This is a genomic window from Pseudomonas sp. VS40 (assembly GCF_018587885.1).
Lineage (GTDB): Bacteria > Pseudomonadota > Gammaproteobacteria > Pseudomonadales > Pseudomonadaceae > Aquipseudomonas > Aquipseudomonas pergaminensis.
Window position 1 is genome coordinate 122,150 of record NZ_JAGYWD010000002.1, and the last position, 24,002, is coordinate 146,151.

Here is a 24,002-nt window from a genome sequence, read left to right on the forward strand (position 1 = left end):
GCTCTTTTCCATAGCGACCCGCTGTAAATGCGGAACCCATACCAGCCGTTACCGAAGAAACGGATATGTACACCAACAGAACCTCAAGCCTCACAAAGCAAAAGGAATCGTCAACTTAGCCCACAACATATCCCCCTCCGGCCGATTCTCCACATCAAACTCCTTGGCCCACCGCACCTCCGCACTCGCGTACTTCAAAAAGGTGAAATACACCGCCGGCCCAATCGCAAACACCTGCCCCCGCACTCCATCATCCACCTCTTCACCCAAGATATTCACCACCGTATGCCCGTACTGCTTATCGTCGGTCGTCTGCTTGAGGTAATAGCCATTCACACCCAGGCTCAGGTTATCGGTGACCTTGTAGCTGGCCGAATAATCGAAGTGAAAAATCTGCCCGGACCGGTAGTCGGTATCGTGGTTTTCCTTGTTGAAACTGTAAGTGGTCTTGATCGACAACTCAGTACGCGCAGTAGGCATCCAGGTCGCCGACACCAACGGCTTGTAGGTGTAGAAATTGTTGCTGGTATTGGCCAGCCGCGAAGCGTCGTACTCGCCGGTGGGCAGGGTGATTTCCACTGCGGCGCCCAAGGTCAGGCTGGGTCCCAGGTCCCACAGGATGATCGGCGCCACCGTGGTGTCGCCCATGCTTTCTCGCGTGTCGGACATTCCGAACAGCGCCACCTGCTGCTTGAGGTACGGCTGCGCGACATAGCCACCTAGGCGCCCGCCGAAAATACGCACGGGGCTCAGGTAGTCCAGGCGCGGGATGATCGCGTCCGACTTGATGCGCACCTCGGAGACCTTGCCGCCCAGGGAGCTGATGTCCAACTTCCTGGCCTCGTAGTGGTTGTAGTAGAGGTTGAAGGCGAACATATGGTCCGGCAGGTTGTTCACATCCAGCGGCAGGATGTAGAACCCATCGGTGCCGGGACCGATGTTGTCGACGCCGCCTTCGGTGGCCAGGGTGGGCAAGCTGATCAGGCTCAACAGGGCGAATTGCAGCGGGTGAAGCGCACGGGTGGGGTTCATGTCTGGCCTCATTATTATTGTTAGGGCACCGCAGGCCATAGAAATAAGCCCTGTACGCCCCGCAGGGCAGGGTTTTGGCGGCCAGATAGGGGGACTTTGCCGGACAGGTTTCACTCAGGGTGCAGCGAATCTTGCAAGCGCCTATGATTGTCAGAATGTTTCTAAAACAAGAACTGAAGTACTCAGTCGGGAACCCTTGATCTATGCAAAGGAAAGCCGTAGACCCGCAATTCGAGCTGGCGCTTGTGTCGCCGTTCCTGTTGCAGACCCTTGGGCAGGTGGTGGCGCAAAAGGGCGCCAGTGCCGACGCCCTGTGCCGTGGCCTGGGGTTTACCCTGGGCGACCTGGACGACCCGGCCCAACGCATCTCCTATCGCCAGGCTGTGGCGATGATTCAGCGTGCGCTCAAGGTTCTGCCTGATCAGGGACTGGGCCTGTGGGTGGGCAACCAGAATGTGCTCGGCACCCTGGGGTTGCTCGGTCATGTGATTTCCCTGTGCAAGACCTTGCGCGATGCCTTCGCGATCGGCGAGCGCCACCAGCACACCTCCGGCGGCATCGCCACCACCCGCACCCTTGAGGGCGCCGATGAGGTGTTTGTCGACGTCGAGTGCCTGTTGCCCTATGCCGAGGTGCAGGTGTTTGCCGCAGAAGAATTCTTCGCCAGCCTCATGGTGTATGGCCGTACGCTGGTGGGGCCGGCATTCATGCCGCTGCGCATGGAGTTCGTGCATGCGCCACCGCCTTATGCCGCCGAGTACCGGCGCCTGTTTGGTGACGATGTGCGCTTTGGCTGCCTGCACAACCGCATGGTGCTGGCGCCGCACTGGATGGATGCGCGCTTGCCCAACCATCACGCCCTCGCATTGCGCCAGGCCCTGGAATTGCTGGAGCTGGAAAGCGCCCAGCTGCACCAGAAGATGGACCTTATCCAGGCGGTCGAACGCGCGATTTCCCGCGACCTGCAGGGCAGTCAACTGGAGAAGGTCGCCAGCGACTTGAACATGAGTGGCCGCACCCTGCGCCGGCGCTTGACCGAGCATGGCCTGACCTTCGAAGCCTTGCTGGAGCAAGTACGACGCGCGCGGACCATGGGCCTGCTGGGCAACCCGGGGTTGTCTATCGAACGGATCACGGAAGAGGTGGGTTACAGCGATGTGCGCAGTTTTCGGCGGGCGTTCAAACGGTGGACGGGGGTGAGCCCCAGCGCATTTCGCGGGGGGGCGTTATAGGCCGACACTGTGGTGAGCGGGCTTGCCCCGCGCTGGGCTGCGAAGCAGCCCCAGTAAGATCACAGGGTACGTTGAGGTATAACGCTATAGCCGGTTTTTGGGGCCGCTCCGCGCCCCAGCGCGGGGCAAGCCCGCTCACCACAGAACCCCGCTCACCACGAGGCATGTCCTCTGGACATGTATTCAGTCCCAGAAACGCAAAACGGCGCCCGAAGGCGCCGTTCTGTTTACCGCATCCCGCTAAGCGATCAAACGCCCAGCACCGCGTGCTGCACCAGGGTGAGCAACGGTTGTGGGTACACGCCCAGGAAGAACGCGAGCAGGGCGATGGCCAGCAGCATCACGCCGCCTGCCTTCTGTTCCCAGTGCAGCTCGGCATCCACGCGGCGCAGGTTTGGCTCGATCAGGTACAGGGTGACCATCACGCGCAGGTAGTAGAACACGCCGATAGCGCTGCCCAACACCAGGGACGCCACCAACCACCACTCGTGCGCTTCGACGCCGGTGGCGACGATGTAGAACTTGCCGATAAAGCCGGCAGTCAGCGGGATACCGGCCAGGGACAGCATCATCACGGTCAGTACGGCGGTCAGGTACGGACGGCGCCAGAACAGGCCACGGTATTCGTACAGGGCGTCGGCGTCACGGCCTTTGAACGGCGATGACATCAGCGTGATCACGCCGAACGCGCCGAGGCTGGTGATCACGTAGGTGACCAGGTACACGCCCATGGCTTCCACGGCCAGGCCTTTGCTCGCCACCAGGGCGATCAGCAGGTAGCCGAAGTGAGCGATGGACGAGTAACCCAGCAGACGCTTGAGGTTGTTCTGGGTCAGGGCCAGCAGGTTACCGAACAGGATCGACGCGATGGCGATCACGGTCAGTACGGTGCTCAGCACACCGGTGTTGGCGGCAGGGGAGATCTGGAACAGACGCACCATTACCGCGAACACTGCCACTTTCGACGCGGTGGCCAGGAACGCAGCCACTGGCGCCGGGGCGCCTTCGTACACGTCCGGGGTCCACAGGTGGAAGGGCACCAGCGACAGCTTGAACGCCAGGCCGATCAGCATCATGGCCAGGCCCAGTTGGGCGATTGGCGCAGGCATGTTGGTGGTGGCCAGGGCGTGACCGATACCGGTGAAGCTCAGGCTGCCGGCTTCGGCGTAGAGCAGGGCCATACCGAACAACAGGAACGCGGAACCGGCGGCCGACAGCACCATGTACTTGATGCCGGCTTCCAGGGAGCGCTTGTTGAAGAAGGCGTAGGCCACCAAGCCGTAGGTCGGGATCGACAGCAGTTCCAGGCCGATGAACAGGCCCGCCAGGTGCTGTGCGCTGACCAGCACGATGCCACCGGCCGCGGCCAGCAGGATCAGCAGGTACAGCTCTTCCTTGTTGCCTGGGTAACCGGTGCCGCCTTCGCCCATGTAGGCGTGGGCGAGGGTTACGCACGCCAGGGTCGCGACCAGGATCAGCGCGATGTACAGCAACGCGAAGTCATCCACCATCATCAATGGCGTGACCGCCAGTGGCGCGACCTTGAGGGCCGGGATGATCGACAGCAGGGCCAGGTTCAGACCGGCACAGGACAGCAGGAACGTTTGCGAGTGATTGCGGCGCCAGGCGATCGCCAGCATCACCACCACGATGGTGAGGCTGGTGATCAGCAGCGGCGCAAGCGCGATAAAGTGTTGGATCGTGAATTCCATAGCGCTCTTACCGGGCCGAAGCGAGTTGAGAGAAGGCGGTGCCGAACCACTGCTGCACGCCATGCATCGTCGCGGCAGAAGTGTCCAGGAACGGTTGCGGGTACACGCCGATGTAGATCAGCAGCACCGCAAGGCCGAGCACCATGATCAGTTCGCGAGCATCCATCCCTTGCAGGACGGTGTCGGACTTGGCCGGGCCGAAGTAGGCGCGGTGGATCATGATCAGCGAGTAAACCGAACCAAACACCAGGCCGGAGGTAGCAATCGCACTGATCCACGGTGTTTGCACGAATGCACCCATCAGGATCAAGAACTCGCCGATGAAGTTGCCGGTGCCTGGCAAGCCCAGGGACGCGGCGGCGAAGAACAGGCTGATCGCCGGCAGGTACGCGATGCGCGACCACACGCCACCCATTTCACGCATGTCACGGGTGTGCAGGCGCTCGTACAACTGGCCACTCAGGATAAAGAGGGCAGCGGCCGAGACACCGTGGGCCAGCATCTGGATGACTGCACCCTGCAACGCCAGTTGGCTGCCGGAGTAGATGCCGATCAGTACGAAACCCATGTGGGAAACGGACGAGAAGGCAATCAGACGCTTGATATCGGTTTGCGCGAACGCCAGGAACGCACCGTAGAAGATCCCGATCAGACCCAGGGTCATGGCGATCGGCGCGAACTCCGCCGAGGCATTCGGGAACAGCGGCAGGGCGAAACGCAGCAGGCCGTAGGCAGCTGTCTTCAACAGGATACCGGCCAGGTCCACAGAACCTGCGGTCGGCGCCTGGGCGTGAGCGTCAGGCAGCCAGGAGTGGAACGGCACCACCGGCAGCTTCACCGCGAAGGCGATGAAGAAGCCCAGCATCAGCACGTACTCGGTGGTCAGCGACATCTTGGTCTTCAACAGGTCGGCGTAGTTGAAGGTAATCACGCCGGTGTTGTTGAAGTTGACCAGTACCAGGCCCAGGATCGCCACCAACATGATCAGGCCGGAAGCCTGGGTGAAGATGAAGAACTTGGTCGCCGCGTAGATCCGGGTTTTCTTGCCGTCCGAAGAACTGTGACCCCAGAGCGCGATGAGGAAGTACATCGGCACCAGCATCATTTCCCAGAAGAAGAAGAACATGAACAGGTCGAGGGCGAGGAACACGCCGACGACACCGCCCAGGATCCACATCAGGTTCAGGTGGAAGAAGCCCACGTGACGCTGGATCTCTTTCCAGGAGCAGAGTACCGAAAGGATACCCAGCAGGCCGGTCAGCAGGATCATCAACAGCGACAGGCCGTCGAGGGCCAGGTGCACGTTGATGCCGAAGCGTTGGATCCACACGTGCTTGAATTCAAGCGCGAAGGTCGGATCGACACCCGGTGCCGGAGCAAATGAATAGTCGCCATGGGCCCACAGCCAGAGGCCGAGTGCGAGTTCCAGGGACATGGTCAGCAACGCAATCCAGCGGGGGAGGGTGGCGCCGAAGCGTTCACCCATCCAGCAGAGCAGGCCGCCGATAAAGGGGATCAGGATTAGCCAGGGCAGAATCATGACGGGCTCGTTTCCTTTCGCAAGTTCGCAAAGTTCATATCAGACCGCTACCACTACGATGGCGCCGATCACCAGCACGGCACCAGCAGCCATGGAAGCTGCATACCAACGCAATTGGCCCGTCTCGCTGCGGCTCAGGGCGGTGTGACCGGCCTTGGCAGCACGCGGGATCAAACCGATGGTCTGGTCGAGCGGGTCTTTACGCAGAATGTGGCTGATGGCCAGGTAAGGCTTGACGAACAGTTTGTCGTAGAGCCAATCGAAGCCCCAGGCAGCGAACCACCAGGCCGAGAGGAAGCGGCCAATGCCACTGTTGGCAACGGCCGTCACGAAACGGCGCTTGCCGAGGAACAGCAGGGCCGCCAGGAGGATACCGGCAATGGCGATGGCGCCCGAGGCGATTTCCAGGCTGTGCTGGGCTTCGCCGCCGGCATGGCCGACGCTTTGCGGCAGTACACCGTGCAGAGGCGGGGTGATCATGGCGCCGACGAAGGTCGACAGCACGATCAGCACCGACAATGGCAACCAGTGCGAAATGCCGTGGCCTGCATGTGCTTCGGTCTTGGCTTCACCGTGGAAGGTGATGAAGATCAGGCGGAAGGTGTACAGCGAGGTCATGAACGCACCCACCAGGCCTGCGTACAGCAGGTTCTGGTTACCGCTGGCAAAGGCTTCCCAGAGGATTTCATCTTTCGAGTAGAAACCGGCGGTCACCAGTGGCAGGGCGGCCAAGGCGGCACCACCGACGATGAAGCTGGCGTAGGCCAGTGGCAGTTTCTTCCACAGGCCGCCCATCTTGAAGATGTTCTGCTCGTGGTGGCAGGCAACGATCACCGCACCGGAAGCAAGGAACAGCAGGGCCTTGAAGAACGCGTGGGTCATCAGGTGGAAGATCGCCGCGTCCCAGGCGCCAACGCCCAGGGCCAGGAACATGTAGCCGATCTGGCTCATGGTCGAGTAGGCGAGGATCCGCTTGATGTCGGTCTGCACCAGCGCGGCGAAGCCGGCCAGGACCAGGGTCACGCCGCCAACGATGCCCACCAGATGCAGGATATCCGGCGCCAGGGTGAACAGGCCGTGGGTACGCGCGATCAGGTAGACACCGGCGGTAACCATGGTTGCCGCGTGGATCAGTGCAGAAACCGGGGTAGGGCCAGCCATTGCGTCCGCCAGCCAGGTTTGCAGTGGCAGTTGCGCGGATTTACCCACGGCGCCGCCCAGCAGCATCAGGGTCGCCAGGGTGATCCAGAAGTCACCGACCTGGAATTTCTGCGGTGCCAGCACCAGCAGTTCCTGAATGTTCAGCGTGCCCACTTGTTGGAACAGGATGAACAGGCCGATGGCCATGAACACGTCGCCGATGCGGGTGACGATAAAGGCCTTGAGTGCTGCGTTACCGTTGTTGCGGTTGCTGTAGTAGAAACCGATCAACAGGTACGAGCACAGGCCCACGCCTTCCCAGCCGAAGTACAGGAACAACAGGTTATCGCCGAGCACCAGGAACAGCATGCTGGCGATAAACAGGTTGGTGTACGAGAAGAAGCGCGAGTAACCGGCTTCACCGCGCATGTACCAGGACGCGAACAGGTGGATCAGGAAGCCCACGCCCACCACCACGCCGAGCATGGTGATCGAGAGGCCGTCGACGTAGAGGGCGAAGTTGGGCTTGAAGCCCTCCACCGATATCCACTGCCACAGCACCAGGGTGTAGTGACCGCCTTCTGGCGGCGCCACGTTGAATTGCCAGATGACGTAGGCGGCAACGATCGCCGACAGGCCAATGGAACCCACACCCACCAGGGCCGAGAGGTTTTCCGACCAGCGTCCACGGGAGAACGACAGCAGCAGGAAACCGATCAGGGGGAATACGAAAGTCAGAAAGATCATGTTCATCCGCGCATCTCACTGGCAGCGTCGATATCAAGCGTGTGGAAGCGACGATACAGTTGCAGCAGGATCGCCAGGCCAATACTGGCCTCGGCGGCTGCCAGGCTGATCACCAGGATGAACATGACTTGTCCATCCGGCTGGCCCCAACGTGCACCCGCTACGATGAACGCCAGTGCCGCGGCGTTCATCATGATTTCCAGGCTCATCAACACGAACAGAATATTACGGCGGACCATCAGGCCGACCAGGCCAAGGCAGAACAGGATGCCGGCGACCGCCAGACCATGCTCCAAAGGGATAGCAGGCATCGTCATTGCTCCTTGGCTTCGTTGCGGCCCAAGTGGAAGGCAGTGATGGCTGCGGCGAGCAGCAGCATCGAAGCCAGTTCGACCACCAGCAGGTACGGGCCGAACAGGCTGATGCCCACGGCTTTTGCGTCTACGGTGGTGTGGCCGATGGCCTGGCCGCTCTGGTGAGCGAACAGCACATACAGCAGTTCAGCCAGCAGCAGCGCTGCCAGGATCACCGGGCCGAGCCAGATGCCGGGCTTGAGCCAGACGCGTTCCTGGGCGACCGAAGCCGGCCCCAGGTTGAGCATCATCACCACAAACACGAACAGCACCATGATGGCGCCGGCGTAGGCGATCACTTCCAGCACACCGGCGAACGGTGCGCCGAGGCTGAAGAAGGTCATGGCCACGGCGATCAGCGAAATGATCAGGTAGAGCAGGGCGTGCACGGGGTTGGTGTTGGTGATCACGCGAAGCGTGGACACAACCGCGATACCCGATGCGAAATAGAAAGCGAATTCCATCTTTCTTCCTTAAGGCAGCAAGCTCTTCACGTTGATCGGCTCGGCTTCGTTTTGTGCGGCGCCTTTCGGCTTACCGGCAACGGCCATACCTGCAACACGATAGAAGTTGTAATCAGGGTTTTTACCGGGACCAGAGATCAGCAGATCTTCTTTCTCGTACACCAGGTCCTGACGTTTGAACTCGGCCATCTCGAAATCCGGTGTGAGCTGGATCGCGGTGGTCGGGCAAGCTTCCTCGCAGAGGCCGCAGAAAATGCAGCGCGAGAAGTTGATGCGGAAGAAGTCCGGGTACCAGCGACCGTCTTCGGTTTCAGCTTTCTGCAGGGAGATGCAACCCACCGGGCACGCCACGGCGCACAGGTTGCAGGCTACGCAACGCTCTTCGCCATCGGGGTCGCGGGTCAGCACGATGCGGCCGCGATAGCGCGGCGGCAGGTACACCGCTTCTTCCGGGTATTGCAGGGTGTCGCGTTTGCGGAAGCCGTGACCGAACACCATCACCAGGCTTCGCAATTGGGTACCGGTACCCTTAACGATGTCGCCAATATATTTGAACATGGGTCAAATCCTCACTGAACCGCGCCCGCTGGCGTGTTCAACAACACAACGGCAGCAGTCACCAGCAAATTGATCAGGGTCAGCGGCAGGCAGAAGCGCCAGCTGAAATCCATCACCTGGTCGTATCGTGGACGCGGAATGGAAGCGCGCAGCAGGATAAACAACATGATGAAGAACGCGGTCTTCAGGAAGAACCAGAAGAACGCCAACTGCGGCAGGATGCCGAATGGACCGTGCCAGCCGCCGAAGAACAGCGTGACCAGCAGGGCCGAGATCAAGATGATGCCGATGTATTCACCGACGAAGAACATGCCCCATTTCATGCCGGCGTATTCGATGTGGTAACCGTCGGCCAGTTCTTGTTCCGCTTCCGGCTGGTCGAACGGGTGACGGTGAGTCACGGCGACGCCAGCGATGAAGAAAGTACAGAAGCCGAAGAACTGCGGAATGATGAACCACAGGTTCTGCGCCTGGTACTCGACGATGTCGCGCATGTTGAACGAGCCCACCTGCACCACGATGCCCATCAGCGCGAGGCCCATGAACACTTCGTAGGACACGGTCTGGGCCGAGGCCCGCAAGCTGCCCAGCAGGGCGAACTTGTTGTTGCTCGACCAACCGGCGAACAGCACCGCGTACACCGACAAGCCGGCCATGGCGAAGAAGAACAGCAAGCCGATGTTCAGGTCCGCCACGCCCCAGGTCGGGGTGATCGGGATGATCGCGAAGGCGATCAGCAAGGCGCTCATGGCCACGACCGGTGCCAGGGTGAAGATCACCTTGTCGGCAAACGGCGGGGTCCAGTCTTCCTTGAAGAACATTTTCAGCATGTCGGCGGCGATCTGGAACATACCGAACGGGCCAACGCGGTTCGGACCGTAACGGTCCTGCCACCAGCCCAGCAGGCGACGTTCGACGAAGCTGAGCAGGGCGCCCGCGACGACCACGGCCAACAGGATCACGATGGCCTTGACGACCGAGATGATCACGTCGATCACTTCAGGGGTGAACCAAGTCATTGCGCTGCCTCCTGCAGACCGTCAACGGTTTTGCCAAAGATCGCCGCTGGAATGCCGGCGATGCCTTTAGGCAGTGCAACCAGGCCAGCGCCCAACTCGTCGTTGATGCGCAGCGGCAGACGCAGGGTCTGACCAGCCACGTTGAGGCTGAGCAGGGCACCGTCGTTGACGCCCAGGCGGTCGGCTTCGGACTTGGCCACGGACACGTAGGCGGCTGGGATGCGCTCTTGAACCGGTGCGGCTTTCGAAGAGTTCTCTTCGCTGCCGAACAGGTGGAAGAACGGCACGACCTGCCAGGTGCCCTGGGCCGGGTTGAACGGACGCGGTACGGCAGAGAACCAGTTCAGCGAGTCACCGGTGCTTTCGATCAGGCGGGTGCCCGGGTCGCCAGCACGGATGTGACCACCGACTTCGTCCTGGAACTTGTTCCAGGCCTGCGGCGAGTTCCAGCCCGGCGACCAAGCGAACGGCACCTGTTGGCGCGGTTCGGCGGAGCCCGAGTAACCTTCCATGGAGAAGGCGAACGCGGTGTCGTTGTCTTGCGGGGTACGCGGTTCGTGCACGCTGATATCAGCGCGCATGGCGGTACGACCGGAGTAGCGCAGCGGCTCACGGGCCAGTTTCATACCCTTGATGCGGAACGCGGCAGACGGTGCAGCGTCGACGATACGGGCCAGTTGCGGCGCGCTCGCGGCGGTAGCGGCGGTCACGTGGTCGAGCTGGGTCCAGTCGATCGGCTGGTTCAGCAAGGTAGCGCGCAGGGCATGCAGCCAGCGCCAGCCTTCGTGAACCAGGATGCTGGCATCCATGTACTTCGGATCGAACACCTGGAAGAAGCGCTGGGCGCGGCCTTCCTGGCTGACCAAGGTGCCGTCGCCTTCGGCGAAGGTGGCGGCTGGCAGCACCAGGTGGGCGCGATCGCTGGTAGCGGTCTTCTGGTGATCGGCGACGATCAGGACCTTGGCGGCGTTCAGTGCAGCGTCAACCTTGGCGGCATCGGTGCGGGTGTACAGGTCGTTTTCCAGCACCACGATGGCGTCGGCGTTGCCGTCGGTCACGGCCTGCAAGGCCGAGTCCAGGGACTCGCCACCGAGCATGGCCAGGCCGAGGCTGTTGGCCTCTGGCACGACCAGGCTGATGGAACCGTTCTTGTCGCGCAGCTTCAGGGCCTTGGCGATGTTGGCGGCGGCTTCGATCAGCGCCTTGGAACCCAAGGAGGTGCCGGCAATGATCAACGGACGCTTGGCGGCCAGCAGGGCGTCAGCGATGCGCTGGGCCAGTTCGGCGGCTTCAGTGTCCAGGCCTTCGACGGCCGGTGCGCTGGCATCGAGGGCGTGGGCCACGGCGAAACCGATGCGCGCCAGGTCATCCGGTGCCGCGTGCACACATTCTTCGGCGATGTCGTCGAGCTTGGTTTCAGCCAGGCTGGCGATAAACAGCGGGTTCAGCGCGTGCTGGCCGATGTTTTTCACGGCGGCGTCGAGCCAAGGCTGGACGCGCATGGCGTCGGCCATGTCTTCGGCCTTGCCTTTGACCGACTGGCGCAGCGACAGGGCGATACGTGCGGCGGTCTGGGTCAGGTCTTCACCGAGCACGAAGATGGCGTCGTGGTCTTCGATGTCGCGCATGTTTGGAACCGGCAGCGGGCTGTCGTTCAGCACTTGCAGGACCAGGCGGATGCGCTCCAGCTCACCGGCTTCGATGCCGGAGTAGAAGTGCTCGGCGCCGACCAGCTCGCGCAACGCGTAGTTGCTTTCGAGGCTGGCACGCGGCGAACCGATACCGACGATGTTGCGCCCGCGCAGCAGGTCGGCGGCTTTATCCAGCGCGGCGTCCAGGCTCAGCTTGGCGCCATCGGCCAACAGTGGCTGGCGAGGGCGGTCTTCGCGGTTGACGTAGCCATAGCCGAAACGGCCACGGTCGCACAGGAAGTACTGGTTGACCGAACCGTTGAAGCGGTTTTCGATCCGACGCAGTTCACCGTAGCGCTCACCCGGGGAGATGTTGCAACCGCTGGAGCAACCATGGCAGATGCTCGGGGCGAATTGCATGTCCCACTTACGGTTGTAGCGCTCGGAGTGAGTCTTGTCGGTGAATACACCGGTCGGGCAGACCTCGGTGAGGTTGCCGGAGAACTCGCTTTCGAGCACGCCGTCTTCAACGCGACCGAAGTACACGTTGTCGTGGGCGCCGAATACGCCGAGGTCGGTGCCGCCGGCGTAGTCTTTATAGAAGCGCACGCAACGGTAGCAGGCGATGCAGCGGTTCATTTCGTGGGAAATGAACGGGCCGAGGTCCTGGTTCTGGTGGGTACGCTTGGTGAAGCGATAACGGCGCTCGTTATGGCCGGTCATCACCGTCATGTCTTGCAGGTGGCAGTGACCGCCTTCCTCACAGACCGGGCAGTCGTGAGGGTGGTTGGTCATCAGCCATTCGACAACGCTGGCGCGGAACGCCTTGGATTCATCATCGTCGATGGAGATCCAGGTGTTGTCGGTGGCTGGGGTCATGCAGGACATGACGATACGACCACGGGTGTCGTTCTCGTCGGTGTATTGCTTGACCGCACACTGGCGACAGGCACCGACGCTACCAAGCGCGGGGTGCCAGCAGAAATACGGGATGTCGAGGCCTAGTGAGAGACATGCCTGTAACAGGTTGTCTGCCCCATCGACTTCGAGCGCTTTGCCGTCTACGTGGATAGTGGCCATGGTTCAAAGTTCTTCGTTGGCCCGTTGTCAGCGGGCGTGGCTAATGGAATCTTGTTATTCATGGGCGTCAACACAGCCTGTACGGCGTCAGCCCATGAGCAGGTGAAGGGCACGGACCCTTCACCTGTTAAAGCGTTACGCGCCGACTACGATCGGCCTCGCCAGAGGCGGGACGGCGGCGCTGGTAGGCGCGATGCCGGCTTCGAACTCCGAGCGGAAGTATTTGATTGCGCTGCCCAATGGCTCCACGGCGCCCGGTGCGTGAGCACAGAAGGTCTTGCCTGGGCCGAGGAAACCGACCAGACCCAGCAGGGTCTCGATGTCACCCTCGCGGCCTTCGCCGTTTTCCAGGGCCATCAGCAGCTTGACGCTCCACGGCAAACCGTCGCGGCATGGGGTGCAGAAACCGCACGATTCACGGGCAAAGAACTGCTCCATGTTGCGCAGCAACGAGACCATGTTCACGGTGTTGTCGACCGCCATTGCCAGGCCGGTACCCATCCGGGTGCCCACCTTGCCGATGCCGCCGGCATACATTTGTGCGTCGAGGTGCTCGGGCAACAGGAAACCGGTGCCGGCGCCGCCTGGCTGCCAGGCTTTCAAGGTGTAGCCGTCGCGCATGCCGCCGGCGTAGTCCTCGAACAGCTCGCGTGCGGTCACGCCGAACGGCAGTTCCCACAGGCCAGGGTTCTTGACCTTGCCGGAGAAGCCCATGAGCTTGGTGCCCATGTCTTCGCTGCCTTCGCGGGCCAGCGATTTGTACCAGTCCACGCCGTCGGCAATGATTGCCGGCACGTTGCACAGGGTCTCGACGTTGTTCACGCACGTCGGCTTGCCCCAAACGCCCACGGCGGCAGGGAAGGGCGGCTTGGAGCGCGGGTTGGCGCGGCGGCCTTCGAGGGAGTTGATCAGTGCGGTTTCTTCACCGCAGATATAACGCCCGGCGCCGGTGTGCACGAACAGTTCGAAGTCAAAACCCGAACCGAGGATATTCTTGCCCAGCAGGCCCGCTGCCTTGGCTTCTTCCACGGCACGGTTGAGGTGCTTGGCGGCGGTGGTGTATTCGCCACGCAGGAAGATGTAGCCACGGTAGGTTTTCAGCGCGCGGGCGCTGATCAGCATGCCTTCGATCAGCAGATGGGGCAGTTGCTCCATCAGCATGCGGTCTTTCCAGGTGTTCGGCTCCATTTCATCCGCGTTGCACAGCAGGTAGCGGATGTTGATGGATTCGTCCTTGGGCATCAGGCCCCACTTCACGCCCGTGGGGAAGCCTGCACCGCCGCGGCCTTTGAGGCCGGCGTCTTTCACGGTCTGGACGATGTCGTCCTGGGCCATGTCGGCAAAGGCTTTGCGCGCAGCGGCGTAACCGTTCTTGGCCTGGTACTCGTCGAACCATACAGGCTCGGCATCGTCACGCAGGCGCCAGGTCAGGGGATGGGTCTCGGGCGAACGCTTGATCAGGTTGGCCGGGCCGAAAGAAGTCAGGGTCATGGGTAGCCCTCGAGCAATTGGGTCACGCCAGCAGGCTGCACGTCACCGAATGTGTCGTCATCGATCATCAACGCCGGCGCCTTGTCGCAGTTGCCCAGGCAGCACACCGGCAGCAGCGTGAAGCGGCCGTCCGGGGTGGTCTGGCCGAGGCCGATGCCCAGCTTGTTCTGGATTTCGCTGACCACGGATTCGTGGCCGCCGATGTAGCAGACCATGCTGTCGCACACGCGAATGATGTGGCGACCCACTGGCTGACGGAAGATCTGGCTGTAGAACGTGGCCACGCCTTCAACGTCGCTGGCAGGGATGCCGAGGATCTCGCCGATGGCGTAGAGCGCGCCGTCCGGCACCCAGCCACGTTCCTTCTGGACGATCTTCAGGGCTTCGATCGACGCCGCGCGCGGGTCTTCGTAGTGATGCAGCTCGTGCTCGATGGCCGAGCGCTCGGTTTCACTGAGGGTGAAACGGTCTGTCTGGATAAGCGTGCTGTTCATGCTTAGCGGTCCACGTCGGCCATAACGAAATCGATACTACCCAGGTACGCAATCAAGTCCGCGACCATCTCGCCTTTGATCACCGAAGGGATCTGCTGCAAGTGGGCAAAGCTTGGGGTACGAATCCGGGTGCGGTAGCTCATGGTGCCGCCATCGCTCGTCAGGTAATAACTGTTGATACCCTTGGTCGCTTCGATCATCTGGAAGGACTCGTTGGCCGGCATGACCGGGCCCCACGAAACCTGCAGGAAGTGCGTGATCAGGGTTTCGATGTGCTGCAGCGTGCGCTCTTTGGGCGGCGGCGTGGTCAGCGGGTGATCCGCCTTGTACGGGCCGGCCGGCATGTTGCGCATGCACTGCTCGATGATCTTCAGGCTCTGGCGCATTTCTTCGACGCGCACGATGCAACGGTCGTAGGCATCGCCATTGGCGGCCAGCGGGACTTCGAATTCGAAGTTTTCGTAGCCCGAGTACGGACGCGCTTTACGCAAGTCGAAGTCGCAACCGGTGGAACGCAGGCCAGCACCGGTGACGCCCCATTCCAGGGCTTCTTTGGTGTTGTACTGGGCGACGCCAATGGTACGACCCTTGAGGATGCTGTTATCCAGCGCAGCCTTTTGGTACTCGTCCAGACGCTTGGGCATCCAGTCGATGAATTCCTTGACCAGACGTTCCCAGCCATTGGGCAGGTCGTGGGCAACACCGCCGATGCGGTACCAGGCCGGGTGCAGGCGGAAGCCGGTGATGGCTTCGATGACTTTGTAGGCGCGCTGACGGTCGGTGAAGGTGAAGAACACCGGGGTCATGGCGCCGACGTCCTGGATATAGGTACCCAGGAACAGCAGGTGGCTGGTGATCCGGAAGAACTCGGCCATCATGATGCGGATGGTGTCGACGCGGTCGGGCACCTTGATGCCGGCCAGCTTCTCGACCGAGAGCACGTACGGCAGGTTGTTCATCACGCCGCCGAGGTAGTCGATACGGTCGGTGTACGGGATGAAGCTGTGCCACGACTGGCGCTCGGCCATTTTCTCGGCACCACGGTGGTGGTAGCCGATGTCCGGGACACAGTCGACGATTTCTTCGCCGTCCAGTTGCAGGATGATACGGAAGGCACCGTGAGCCGAAGGGTGGTTCGGGCCCAGGTTGAGGAACATGTAGTCCTCGTTGGTGCCGGAGCGCTTCATGCCCCAGTCTTCCGGACGGAAGCGTGCAGCCTCTTCTTCAAGCTGCTGCTTGGCGAGGTTGAGGCTGAACGGATCGAATTCGGTGGCGCGCGCAGGGAAGTCCTTGCGCAGCGGGTGACCTTCCCAGGTCGGCGGCATCATGATGCGCGTCAGGTGCGGGTGGCCCGGGAAGTCGATCCCGAACATGTCCCAGACTTCGCGTTCGTACCAACTGGCGTTCGGCCAGATACCGGTCACGGTCGGCACGCTCAGGTCGCTCTCGGACAGGGCGACCTTGATCATCACGTCGCTGTTACGTTCGATCGACAGCAGGTGGTAGAACACGGTGAAATCGGCGCCGCTCGGCAGCCCCTGGCGCTTGGTGCGCAGACGCTCGTCCACGCCATGCAGGTCATAGAGCATGACGTACGGCTTGGGCAGGTTGCGCAGGAAGGTCAGGACTTCGACAAGCTTGGCACGCGCCACCCACAGCACCGGCATACCGGTGCGTGTGGCCTGGGCGGTGAAGGCGTCAGGGCCAAAACGGTTATTGAGTTCGACGACCACATCCTGGTCGTCTGCCTTATAAGGCGGGATGTACAGAGCACTGCCTGTAGTCATGGTTTTTTATCGCTTTCGGTCAACGTAAAGAATGAAGCCAGGTTTTCGTTCTATAAAAGAAGCGGTGCTGGATCAGACTTCGTCGGGGCTGCGCAGGTTGGTGACTGCGATTCGCTGTTCGCGGCGCTGTTCCTTTTGCGAAGGCATCTCGGCGCGGTACACGCCTTGATCACCGACGACCCAGGAAAGCGGGCGACGCTCCTTGCCAATCGATTCTTGCAACAGCATCAAGCCTTGCAGGAATGCTTCAGGGCGGGGCGGGCAGCCAGGCACGTAGACGTCCACGGGCAGGAACTTGTCCACCCCTTGAACGACGGAGTAGATGTCGTACATGCCACCGGAGTTGGCGCACGAACCCATGGAGATAACCCACTTTGGCTCGAGCATTTGCTCGTAGAGACGCTGAATGATCGGCGCCATCTTGATAAAGCAGGTTCCGGCGATAACCATGAAATCCGCCTGGCGCGGCGATGCCCGGATAACCTCGGCGCCAAAGCGCGCGATGTCGTGGGGCGCCGTGAAGGCGGTGGTCATTTCCACGTAGCAGCACGAAAGACCGAAGTTGTACGGCCACAGGGAGTTCTTACGTCCCCAGTTGACCGCGCCACTCAGCACGTCTTCCAGCTTGCCCATGTAGATGTTTTTGTGGACTTGATCTTCTAACGGATCGGAAACGGTTTCCCGTTCGCCGATAGGGTACTGATCGTTAGGAGCATCCGGGTCGATCCTGGTGAGATTGTATTGCATCGCCAAAGCCTCATTGTTTCAGCTTCGCTTGCCGCTTACGACGAGCTTCCGGAGCCCAGTCAAGGGCGCCCACTCGGAATAGGTAGACAAGGCCTGCCAACAGAATTGCTATGAAAACGAGGGCTTCGACGAATCCGGTCCAGCCGCTTTCGCGGACGGACACAGACCAGGCAAAGAGAAAGAGGGCTTCGATATCGAAGATCACAAACAGCATCGCGACCAGATAGAATTTGGCTGAGAGCCGCAAGCGGGCGCCACCTGTAGGCAGCATGCCGGACTCGAACGGTTCATTTTTGCTGCGGCCCCAGGCTTTTGACCCGAGGAGGCTGGAAACACCGAGCATGAAGGCGCAAAGGCCGACAACACCGAGGAGGAAAATGGCAAAGCCCCAGTTGTGGGCCATGAGTCCTGTCGCTTCGGTCATGCTGGAAATCCTTAACAGAGAGCAAAGGTCTCTGAGCTCGAAAAAGTAACGATGCAGTGACGATATGTCGCACTGCAATCAATCGCGGTGATTTTATGGCTAAACACCGGGCAAGTAAAATTCCGATAGCGAAATTATTCGATGGAATAAGGACATAGTGCACCTTCTTGGGGCTGCAGCCCTTGCGGTGTGGGCATTAGCGCGCTTTTGAACAATTAAGTTTTGTTTCATAGGTAACGAAGTTTTTATGCGCCAAATGATAATGACTATTGTTTGCGTGGGGTTTAAGCGAATGGTTCTCGTGTGGCGGGGGAAGTTGCCGTTACTTGCTTGAATGCCGCTAGTTGCTGCAACAGATCTTTTAACCCATTTGAATCAGGCAAATACCGCTCTGGATCAATGTTTTGCGCAAAACCTTCAACTCGGCGCGTTCCCTGTGGGAGCCGGGCTTGCCCGCGATGGCGGTGCATCAGATATGAATGTGGTGTCTGACCCAACGCTATCGCAGGCAAGCCAGCTCCCACATTTTGATCGGTGTTGTGTCAGTCGAATGTTTACCAGCGCAAAAAAAACGCCCCGAACCAGTCGGGGCGTGATTGTTGTGCGGCACTGCGGTTAGGTCTTCCTTGGGGCCGCAGTGGCCGTGTACGCGGTGTTTAGTGGAACTGCTCTTCTTCGGTCGAACCGGTCAGCGCGGTCACGGACGAGGTGCCGCCCTGGATCACGGTGGTCATGTCGTCGAAGTAGCCGGTGCCCACTTCCTGCTGGTGAGCCACGAAGGTGTAGCCCTTGGCGGCGTCAGCGAACTCTTGCTCTTGCAGCTTCACGTAGGCGGTCATGTCGTTGCGGGCGTAGTCGTGCGCCAGGTTGAACATGCTGTGCCACATGTTGTGAATGCCGGCCAGGGTGATGAACTGGTGCTTGTAGCCCATGGCGGACAGTTCGCGCTGGAACTTGGCGATGGTCGCGTCATCCAGGTTCTTCTTCCAGTTAAAGGAAGGCGAGCAGTTGTAGGACAGCAGTTGGTCCGGGTATTCCTTCTTGATCGCTTCGGCGAAGCGACGGGCTTCGTCCAGGTCTGGCTTGGCGGTTTCGCACCAGATCAGGTCGGCGTATGGCGCGTAGGCCAGGCCACGAGCGATGGCCTGGTCGAGACCGGCGCGCACTTTATAGAAGCCTTCCTGGGTACGTTCGCCGGTTACGAACGGCTGGTCGTACGGATCGCAGTCCGAGGTCAGCAGGTCGGCGGCGTTGGCGTCGGTACGGGCCAGGATGATGGTCGGCGTGCCGGCAACGTCAGCAGCCAGGCGGGCGGCGGTCAGCTTCTGTACGGCTTCCTGGGTCGGAACCAGTACCTTGCCGCCCATGTGGCCGCATTTCTTCACGGACGCCAGTTGGTCTTCGAAGTGCACGCCGGCAGCGCCTGCTTCGATCATGCTCTTCATCAGTTCGTAGGCGTTGAGGACACCGCCGAAACCGGCTTCTGCGTCGGCCACGATAGGCGCGAAGTAGTCGATGTAGCCTTCATCACCCGGGCCTTTACCGGCTTTCCACTGGATCTGGTCGGCACGGCGGAACGAGTTGTTGATGCGCTTGACCACGGTCGGAACCGAATCCACCGGGTACAGCGATTGGTCGGGGTACATGGATTCAGCGGAGTTGTTGTCCGCCGCCACTTGCCAGCCGGACAGGTAGATCGCCTGGATACCGGCTTTCACCTGCTGGACTGCCTGGCCGCCAGTGAGGGCGCCCATGCAGTTGACGAAATCTTTGTCGGGACGGAAGGAAGGCTTGGCACCTTGGGTCACCAGGTTCCACAGCTTCTCGGCGCCGAGTTTTGCAAAGGTGTGCTCAGGTTGGACCGAGCCACGCAGGCGGACGACGTCAGCAGCGGAATAAGCGCGGGTCACGCCTTTCCAACGTGGGTTTTCAGCCCAGTCTTTCTCGAGGGCTGCAATTTGCTGTTCGCGTGTCAGTGCCATGGAAGTAAACCTCGTCGCGTGTTCTTGTGGTGGAAAAAATCCATTTGCCAGCCCTGCATTCAAATGCGTGGGCAGGGCTGCTCGCTGACCAGAAGCTTAGGCGGTCATGTCGGGTCTGGCGGGGAATGCGACGGGATGAACGAGTGGCGAGAGGGTGGAGTAGGTACAGGCGGACCGAGAACAGTCTCCGGGCGTCGTGGGCCCTCGGGTGTTCAACAGCGTGTAGCCGGGTTACCTGGTTAGCTTCCGTCCCTCGGGACAACTTCGTTCCAGTCGCAACCTCGTCAAACACGCCTTGTGGGCGGTACAGACACGAATCGGCTCGGGTGGGTAGCTTGGAGCGGCGATCCGAAGGCCCTTGCCAGGGCCCCTGATTAGCGGGAGCGAGGCCATCATGCCCATGCTTTTTTGGATCGTCAAATGTTTTGTAGTGCTTTTTTTCGAGCACTACATCTTTAGTCTAATACGACTCATCAGTCAGTTTTTGGTGCTTCAGTTCAGGGTGTCGACCTTGACCCGCACAGTCAGGTCATCGCGGCCCTGAGTAGAGTAGCTGCGGGTTGTAGCGGATTTGTCGGCCTGGGTCTCGCGATTGATGCCGGCCAGGGTGATCCATTCGCCCAAGCGTCCGCTGACAGTTGTGTCGGTGCTTTGTACATTCACTACATCAGGACGTTCCTGGCTCATGCGGTCACGGTTGGTACTGATCGCCAGGTGTACGGTCTCACCGGTGACGCTCGCCGTCACGTAGAAGCCTTGGGTTACGTTGCGATACTGGGTCTGGTTTTGCAGGCGGCCGTAGCTGTCCTGTTGGGTAGTGGTCAGCGGTACGCTCTGGCCGACCTGGATCAGCGCGGGCACACCTTCGCTGGCCTGGATCTGCTGGATACCGCCGTCTCGGCTAGTGGTGCCATAGCTGATGATGCGGGTCTGGCTGTCGCCGCTGTTCTGCTGGTTGTTTTCGTTGGTGTCGACGGTGATCAGCAGGCGTTTGGCGGGAGTGTCCAACTGGGAGAGCAGGGCGCGCAGGTCCTGGATCTTGCCAGGGTCGGCATTCACGATCAGTTGGTTACCGTAGGCGCTGACGGTACCGTCCTTGCCGATGAAATTCTGCGCCACGGGGAGCAGGTCGGCGCTGGTGCGGTTGCTCAGGTTGACGACTTCGGTGTCGGCCATGGCCGAGACGCTGGCGGTCAGGAGGAGGGCGGTGAGCAGGGTGCGTAGGGACATGTCCGTTATCTCTGCGAGTCAAAGGCTGGATAGTGCCAGTTTGTCGGCCTGGCAGGTCGCAAATTGAATCGTAGACGGCAAAATGCCCTGGCAGTGCAGGGCATTTATGGTGCTGCTGATATCGCTTTCGCAGGCAAGCCAGCTCCCACATTTGACCGCATTCCAAGGAGTGTACTCGGTCAAATGTGGGAGCTGGCTTGCCTGCGATGCAGGCGACGCGGTGTCGGATCAGTCCCCGCGCACCATATCCACATGCGGAATCCCGACTTCAAGGAACTCATCACTGACGATCTTGAAGCCCAGTCGCTCATAGAACGGTGCAGCATAAACCTGCGCACTCAGGAACTGCCGGGTCTGGCCACGTTTCTCGGCCACGCCGATCACCGCTTCCATCAGCTTGTCGCCGACCTTCAGCCCGCGCCAGTCCTTGAGGACCGACACGCGTCCGATCTCGCCGCTGGGCAGCAGGCGCGCAGTGCCAATCGGAAAATCGCCTTCGAATGCAAGGAAATGCACCGCGCCGGCGTCATCCGCGTCCCATTCCAACTCCGGTGGAACCGATTGTTCAGCGATAAAGACGGCTTCACGAATGCGCCGAATCTCGGCGATATCCTTTTGCCAGTCCGCGACACTTACGTGAATCCTATTCATCGGCAAATCCCAGGCTTCCTTGCTTGACCAGTTCGCACAGCAGGTCGCGGCCGTCTTCGTCAGCCAGCCAGTCGCCGAGGTTTTCGCTGTGCAGCGCATCGGCCGAGCACACCAGCTTCAGCAGTTCACGCAGCTTGCCGGGCAGGTAACGGCTCTGGCCGCTGGCGAACAGCAGTACGTCGTCGTCGACTTCGGACCAGGCCAGGCGCGCGCTTGGGTTGCGCACCAGGATCGCGCCGTCTTGCAGGCTGCTGAGGAAGTCTTCTTCGCCCAGCTCTTCGCCGGCCACCAGTTCCGGGTAGCGCGGCTCGGTCATGAACTGGCCGAACCAGGTCAGCAGCATGCGCTCGTCGCTCATGTGTTCGGCCAACAGGCTCTTGAGGCGGTCCAGCGCATCGCCCTGGATCTGGTGCGGGTCGCTGACCGGCTGGGCGTCGGCGTCGGTGTAGCGCTCTTCGTCCGTCAGGTACTGGCTGAGGAAGTCGGTGAAGTGGGTCAGCACTTCGGCGGCGCTCGGTGCACGGAAACCCACGGAGTAGGTCATGCAGTCATCTTCGGCAATACCGAAGTGCGCCAGCCGCGGTGGCAGGTAGAGCATGTCGCCCGGTTCCAGCACCCATTCGGCGCTTTCTTCGAATTCGGCGAGGATGCGCAGGTCGGCGTGTTGCAGTAGCGGGCTTTCCGAGCTGCACATCTGGCCGATCTTCCAGTTGCGCTTGCCCTGGGCCTGCAGCAGGAACACGTCGTAGTTATCGAAGTGCGGGCCGACGCTACCACCCGGCGCGGCAAAGCTGATCATTACGTCGTCGATGCGCCAGCTTGGCAGGAAGCGGAACTGCTCCAGCAGCTCGGCGACTTCTGGCACGAACTGGTCGACCGCTTGCACCAGCAGGGTCCACTCGCGCTCGGGCAGGGTGCTGAACGCATCTTCGGCGAACGGGCCGCGACGCAGTTCCCACGGACGCTCGCCGTGTTCGATCACCAGGCGCGACTCGACTTCTTCTTCCAGCGCCAGGCCGGCCAGTTCGTCGGCGTCGATCGGGCTTTCGAAATCAGGGATGGCCTGGCGGATCAGCAGCGGCTTTTTCTGCCAGTAGTCGCGCAGGAATTCCCGTGCCGTGATGCCGCCCAGAAGTTGAAGAGGGATATCAGGATTCATGTGTAACCTATTGAAAAAAAGCACTTTTCAGACTGGAATAAAAACGCCCGGCGCGGCCGGGCGTCTCAAAGGGTCGAGCGATGATCAGATGCGCTTGGCTTGCTCTACAGCGTTGCCGATGTAGTTGGCCGGGGTGAGCAGTTTCAGCTCGGCCTTGGCCGCGGCTGGCATGTCCAGGCCGTCGATGAAAGTCTGCAGTGCTTCAGGGCTGATGCCCTTGCCGCGCGTCAATTCTTTCAGCTTCTCGTACGGGTTTTCGATGTTGTAGCGACGCATCACGGTCTGGATCGGCTCGGCCAAGACTTCCCAGCACGCGTCCAGGTCAGCGGCGATCTTCTGCTCGTTGAGCTCAAGCTTGCTGATGCCTTTGAGGCTGGCTTCGTACGCGATCACGCTATGGGCAAAGCCCACGCCGAGGTTGCGCAGTACGGTGGAGTCGGTCAGGTCGCGCTGCCAGCGGGAGATCGGCAACTTGCTGGCCAGGTGCTGGAACAGGGCGTTGGCGATGCCGAGGTTGCCTTCGGAGTTTTCGAAGTCGATCGGGTTGACCTTGTGCGGCATGGTCGACGAACCGATTTCACCGGCAATGGTGCGCTGCTTGAAGTAGCCCAGGGAGATGTAGCCCCAGATATCGCGATCGAAGTCGATCAGGATGGTGTTGAAGCGCGCAATGGCGTCGAACAGCTCGGCGATGTAGTCGTGCGGTTCGATCTGCGTGGTGTACGGGTTGAAGCCCAGGCCCAGCTCGTCTTCGATGAAGGCGCGGGCGTTGGCTTCCCAGTCGATCTCAGGGTAGGCCGACAGGTGGGCGTTGTAGTTGCCCACGGCGCCGTTGATCTTGCCCAGCAGCGGTACGGCGGCGACTTGAGCGATCTGGCGCTCCAGGCGGTACACCACGTTGGCCAGTTCTTTGCCCAGGGTCGTCGGCGAAGCCGGTTGGCCGTGGGTGCGCGACAGCATCGGCACGTCGGCAAAACGGATAGCCAGTTCGCGGATGGCGTTGGCGGTCTGGCGCATCAGCGGCAGCATCACATCATCACGGCCTTCGCGCAGCATCAGGGCGTGGGACAGGTTGTTGATGTCCTCGCTGGTGCAGGCAAAGTGGATGAATTCGCTGACCTGGGCCAGTTCCGGCAGCTTGGCCGCTTGCTCTTTGAGCAGGTATTCGATGGCTTTGACGTCGTGGTTGGTGGTGCGCTCGATCTCTTTCACACGCTCGGCGTGCTCCAGGGAGAAGTTTTCCGCCAGGGTGTTGAGCACAGCGTTGGCTTCGGCGGAAAAAACCGGCACTTCGCTGATGGCGGGGTGAGCGGCCAGGCGCTGGAGCCAACGCACTTCAACCAGTACACGAGCACGGATCAGGCCGTATTCGCTGAAAATAGGGCGCAGGGCCTGGGTTTTGCCGGCGTAGCGGCCGTCTACAGGGGAAACCGCAGTGAGCGAAGAGAGCTGCATGGGGTGTTCTCGGACAGTCGGGCAACGAAATGGGGCGCGTATCATACATGAAAAAATCCGCCGGTCCGTTGCCA

The 24,002-nt window shown here is 60.9% G+C and carries 20 protein-coding genes; 1 reads left to right on the plus strand and 19 read right to left on the minus strand.

Annotation, left to right across the window (positions count from 1 at the left end; genetic code table 11):
- Nucleotides 1–90: 90 nt before the first annotated feature.
- Entirely contained in the window at nucleotides 91–1,032 is a 942-nt protein-coding gene (locus KHP07_RS05605; protein WP_078049040.1) for a SphA family protein, read from the minus strand.
- Nucleotides 1,033–1,235: 203 nt separating this feature from the next.
- On the opposite strand from KHP07_RS05605, the gene KHP07_RS05610 reads away from it, so the two are divergent.
- Nucleotides 1,236–2,264, plus strand: a complete 1,029-nt coding sequence (locus tag KHP07_RS05610) for an AraC family transcriptional regulator (protein ID WP_099491833.1) — start codon at nucleotides 1,236–1,238, stop codon at nucleotides 2,262–2,264.
- Nucleotides 2,265–2,512: 248 nt separating this feature from the next.
- On the opposite strand, the gene nuoN is transcribed toward KHP07_RS05610, so the two are convergent.
- From nuoN to purB, 18 genes are all read right to left on the minus strand, one after another.
- Nucleotides 2,513–3,976: an NADH-quinone oxidoreductase subunit NuoN gene (nuoN, locus tag KHP07_RS05615; protein WP_028616809.1), complete on the minus strand. Its 1,464-nt coding sequence runs from the start codon at nucleotides 3,974–3,976 to the stop codon at nucleotides 2,513–2,515.
- Between the two features lie 7 nt (nucleotides 3,977–3,983).
- Nucleotides 3,984–5,516: an NADH-quinone oxidoreductase subunit M gene (gene nuoM / locus KHP07_RS05620; protein WP_025858974.1), complete on the minus strand. Its 1,533-nt coding sequence runs from the start codon at nucleotides 5,514–5,516 to the stop codon at nucleotides 3,984–3,986.
- Between the two features lie 39 nt (nucleotides 5,517–5,555).
- Nucleotides 5,556–7,409 (minus strand): NADH-quinone oxidoreductase subunit L, encoded by a 1,854-nt coding sequence (gene nuoL / locus KHP07_RS05625; RefSeq protein ID WP_214496753.1) that lies wholly within the window; start codon nucleotides 7,407–7,409, stop codon nucleotides 5,556–5,558.
- Entirely contained in the window at nucleotides 7,406–7,714 is a 309-nt protein-coding gene (nuoK, locus tag KHP07_RS05630) for an NADH-quinone oxidoreductase subunit NuoK (protein ID WP_003174727.1), read from the minus strand. Before nuoK ends, nuoL begins: the two co-directional genes overlap by 4 nt.
- Before the next feature lie 2 nt (nucleotides 7,715–7,716).
- On the minus strand, nucleotides 7,717–8,220 hold the full coding sequence (gene nuoJ, locus KHP07_RS05635) for an NADH-quinone oxidoreductase subunit J (RefSeq protein WP_017476146.1): 504 nt from the start codon (nucleotides 8,218–8,220) through the stop codon (nucleotides 7,717–7,719).
- Nucleotides 8,221–8,229: 9 nt separating this feature from the next.
- Nucleotides 8,230–8,778 (minus strand): NADH-quinone oxidoreductase subunit NuoI, encoded by a 549-nt coding sequence (gene nuoI, locus KHP07_RS05640; protein WP_003174725.1) that lies wholly within the window; start codon nucleotides 8,776–8,778, stop codon nucleotides 8,230–8,232.
- An 11-nt stretch (nucleotides 8,779–8,789) separates the two neighbouring features.
- Nucleotides 8,790–9,797 (minus strand): NADH-quinone oxidoreductase subunit NuoH, encoded by a 1,008-nt coding sequence (gene nuoH / locus KHP07_RS05645; RefSeq protein ID WP_017137518.1) that lies wholly within the window; start codon nucleotides 9,795–9,797, stop codon nucleotides 8,790–8,792.
- A complete protein-coding gene (nuoG, locus tag KHP07_RS05650) occupies nucleotides 9,794–12,508 on the minus strand; it encodes an NADH-quinone oxidoreductase subunit NuoG (RefSeq protein ID WP_214496754.1) in 2,715 nt (904 codons plus the stop codon). Before nuoG ends, nuoH begins: the two co-directional genes overlap by 4 nt.
- Before the next feature lie 135 nt (nucleotides 12,509–12,643).
- Nucleotides 12,644–13,999: an NADH-quinone oxidoreductase subunit NuoF gene (gene nuoF / locus KHP07_RS05655; protein ID WP_025858970.1), complete on the minus strand. Its 1,356-nt coding sequence runs from the start codon at nucleotides 13,997–13,999 to the stop codon at nucleotides 12,644–12,646.
- Nucleotides 13,996–14,493 carry an NADH-quinone oxidoreductase subunit NuoE gene (gene nuoE, locus KHP07_RS05660; protein ID WP_003174721.1) on the minus strand — a complete coding sequence of 166 codons (498 nt, stop codon included), beginning with the start codon at nucleotides 14,491–14,493 and terminating at the stop codon, nucleotides 13,996–13,998. The genes nuoF and nuoE overlap by 4 nt, the downstream gene beginning before the upstream one ends.
- 2 nt (nucleotides 14,494–14,495) lie before the next feature.
- Complete coding sequence (nuoC, locus tag KHP07_RS05665) at nucleotides 14,496–16,280, minus strand: NADH-quinone oxidoreductase subunit C/D (RefSeq protein WP_025858969.1); 1,785 nt, start codon at nucleotides 16,278–16,280, stop codon at nucleotides 14,496–14,498.
- Nucleotides 16,281–16,352: 72 nt separating this feature from the next.
- Complete coding sequence (locus KHP07_RS05670; RefSeq protein WP_012724951.1) at nucleotides 16,353–17,027, minus strand: NuoB/complex I 20 kDa subunit family protein; 675 nt, start codon at nucleotides 17,025–17,027, stop codon at nucleotides 16,353–16,355.
- 10 nt (nucleotides 17,028–17,037) lie between these two features.
- Complete coding sequence (locus KHP07_RS05675; RefSeq protein ID WP_003219575.1) at nucleotides 17,038–17,451, minus strand: NADH-quinone oxidoreductase subunit A; 414 nt, start codon at nucleotides 17,449–17,451, stop codon at nucleotides 17,038–17,040.
- 656 nt (nucleotides 17,452–18,107) lie between these two features.
- Nucleotides 18,108–19,433: an isocitrate lyase gene (aceA, locus tag KHP07_RS05680; RefSeq protein WP_025858968.1), complete on the minus strand. Its 1,326-nt coding sequence runs from the start codon at nucleotides 19,431–19,433 to the stop codon at nucleotides 18,108–18,110.
- 492 nt (nucleotides 19,434–19,925) lie between these two features.
- Complete coding sequence (locus tag KHP07_RS05685; protein WP_214496755.1) at nucleotides 19,926–20,663, minus strand: secretin N-terminal domain-containing protein; 738 nt, start codon at nucleotides 20,661–20,663, stop codon at nucleotides 19,926–19,928.
- 228 nt (nucleotides 20,664–20,891) lie between these two features.
- Nucleotides 20,892–21,314 carry a GNAT family N-acetyltransferase gene (locus KHP07_RS05690; protein WP_078049035.1) on the minus strand — a complete coding sequence of 141 codons (423 nt, stop codon included), beginning with the start codon at nucleotides 21,312–21,314 and terminating at the stop codon, nucleotides 20,892–20,894.
- On the minus strand, nucleotides 21,307–22,473 hold the full coding sequence (locus KHP07_RS05695) for a ribosomal protein uL16 3-hydroxylase (RefSeq protein ID WP_099491829.1): 1,167 nt from the start codon (nucleotides 22,471–22,473) through the stop codon (nucleotides 21,307–21,309). The genes KHP07_RS05690 and KHP07_RS05695 overlap by 8 nt, the downstream gene beginning before the upstream one ends.
- A gap of 84 nt (nucleotides 22,474–22,557) precedes the next feature.
- Nucleotides 22,558–23,928 (minus strand): adenylosuccinate lyase, encoded by a 1,371-nt coding sequence (gene purB / locus KHP07_RS05700; RefSeq protein WP_099491828.1) that lies wholly within the window; start codon nucleotides 23,926–23,928, stop codon nucleotides 22,558–22,560.
- Nucleotides 23,929–24,002 lie beyond the last annotated feature (74 nt).

Bases quoted from the DNA above. Each gene is read 5' to 3' on its own strand.
- nuoF (WP_025858970.1), bottom strand. From the start codon at position 13,999: ATGACCCTGACTTCTTTCGGCCCGGCCAACCTGATCAAGCGTTCGCCC.
- nuoI (WP_003174725.1), bottom strand. From the start codon at position 8,778: ATGTTCAAATATATTGGCGACATCGTTAAGGGTACCGGTACCCAATTG.
- KHP07_RS05670 (WP_012724951.1), bottom strand. From the start codon at position 17,027: ATGCAATACAATCTCACCAGGATCGACCCGGATGCTCCTAACGATCAG.
- nuoC (WP_025858969.1), bottom strand. From the start codon at position 16,280: ATGACTACAGGCAGTGCTCTGTACATCCCGCCTTATAAGGCAGACGAC.
- nuoL (WP_214496753.1), bottom strand. From the start codon at position 7,409: ATGAACATGATCTTTCTGACTTTCGTATTCCCCCTGATCGGTTTCCTG.
- KHP07_RS05605 (WP_078049040.1), bottom strand. From the start codon at position 1,032: ATGAACCCCACCCGTGCGCTTCACCCGCTGCAATTCGCCCTGTTGAGC.
- KHP07_RS05675 (WP_003219575.1), bottom strand. From the start codon at position 17,451: ATGACCGAAGCGACAGGACTCATGGCCCACAACTGGGGCTTTGCCATT.
- nuoG (WP_214496754.1), bottom strand. From the start codon at position 12,508: ATGGCCACTATCCACGTAGACGGCAAAGCGCTCGAAGTCGATGGGGCA.
- KHP07_RS05695 (WP_099491829.1), bottom strand. From the start codon at position 22,473: ATGAATCCTGATATCCCTCTTCAACTTCTGGGCGGCATCACGGCACGG.
- KHP07_RS05685 (WP_214496755.1), bottom strand. From the start codon at position 20,663: ATGTCCCTACGCACCCTGCTCACCGCCCTCCTCCTGACCGCCAGCGTC.
- aceA (WP_025858968.1), bottom strand. From the start codon at position 19,433: ATGGCACTGACACGCGAACAGCAAATTGCAGCCCTCGAGAAAGACTGG.
- nuoJ (WP_017476146.1), bottom strand. From the start codon at position 8,220: ATGGAATTCGCTTTCTATTTCGCATCGGGTATCGCGGTTGTGTCCACG.
- nuoN (WP_028616809.1), bottom strand. From the start codon at position 3,976: ATGGAATTCACGATCCAACACTTTATCGCGCTTGCGCCGCTGCTGATC.
- purB (WP_099491828.1), bottom strand. From the start codon at position 23,928: ATGCAGCTCTCTTCGCTCACTGCGGTTTCCCCTGTAGACGGCCGCTAC.
- KHP07_RS05690 (WP_078049035.1), bottom strand. From the start codon at position 21,314: ATGAATAGGATTCACGTAAGTGTCGCGGACTGGCAAAAGGATATCGCC.
- nuoH (WP_017137518.1), bottom strand. From the start codon at position 9,797: ATGACTTGGTTCACCCCTGAAGTGATCGACGTGATCATCTCGGTCGTC.
- nuoE (WP_003174721.1), bottom strand. From the start codon at position 14,493: ATGAACAGCACGCTTATCCAGACAGACCGTTTCACCCTCAGTGAAACC.
- KHP07_RS05610 (WP_099491833.1), top strand. From the start codon at position 1,236: ATGCAAAGGAAAGCCGTAGACCCGCAATTCGAGCTGGCGCTTGTGTCG.
- nuoM (WP_025858974.1), bottom strand. From the start codon at position 5,516: ATGATTCTGCCCTGGCTAATCCTGATCCCCTTTATCGGCGGCCTGCTC.
- nuoK (WP_003174727.1), bottom strand. From the start codon at position 7,714: ATGCCTGCTATCCCTTTGGAGCATGGTCTGGCGGTCGCCGGCATCCTG.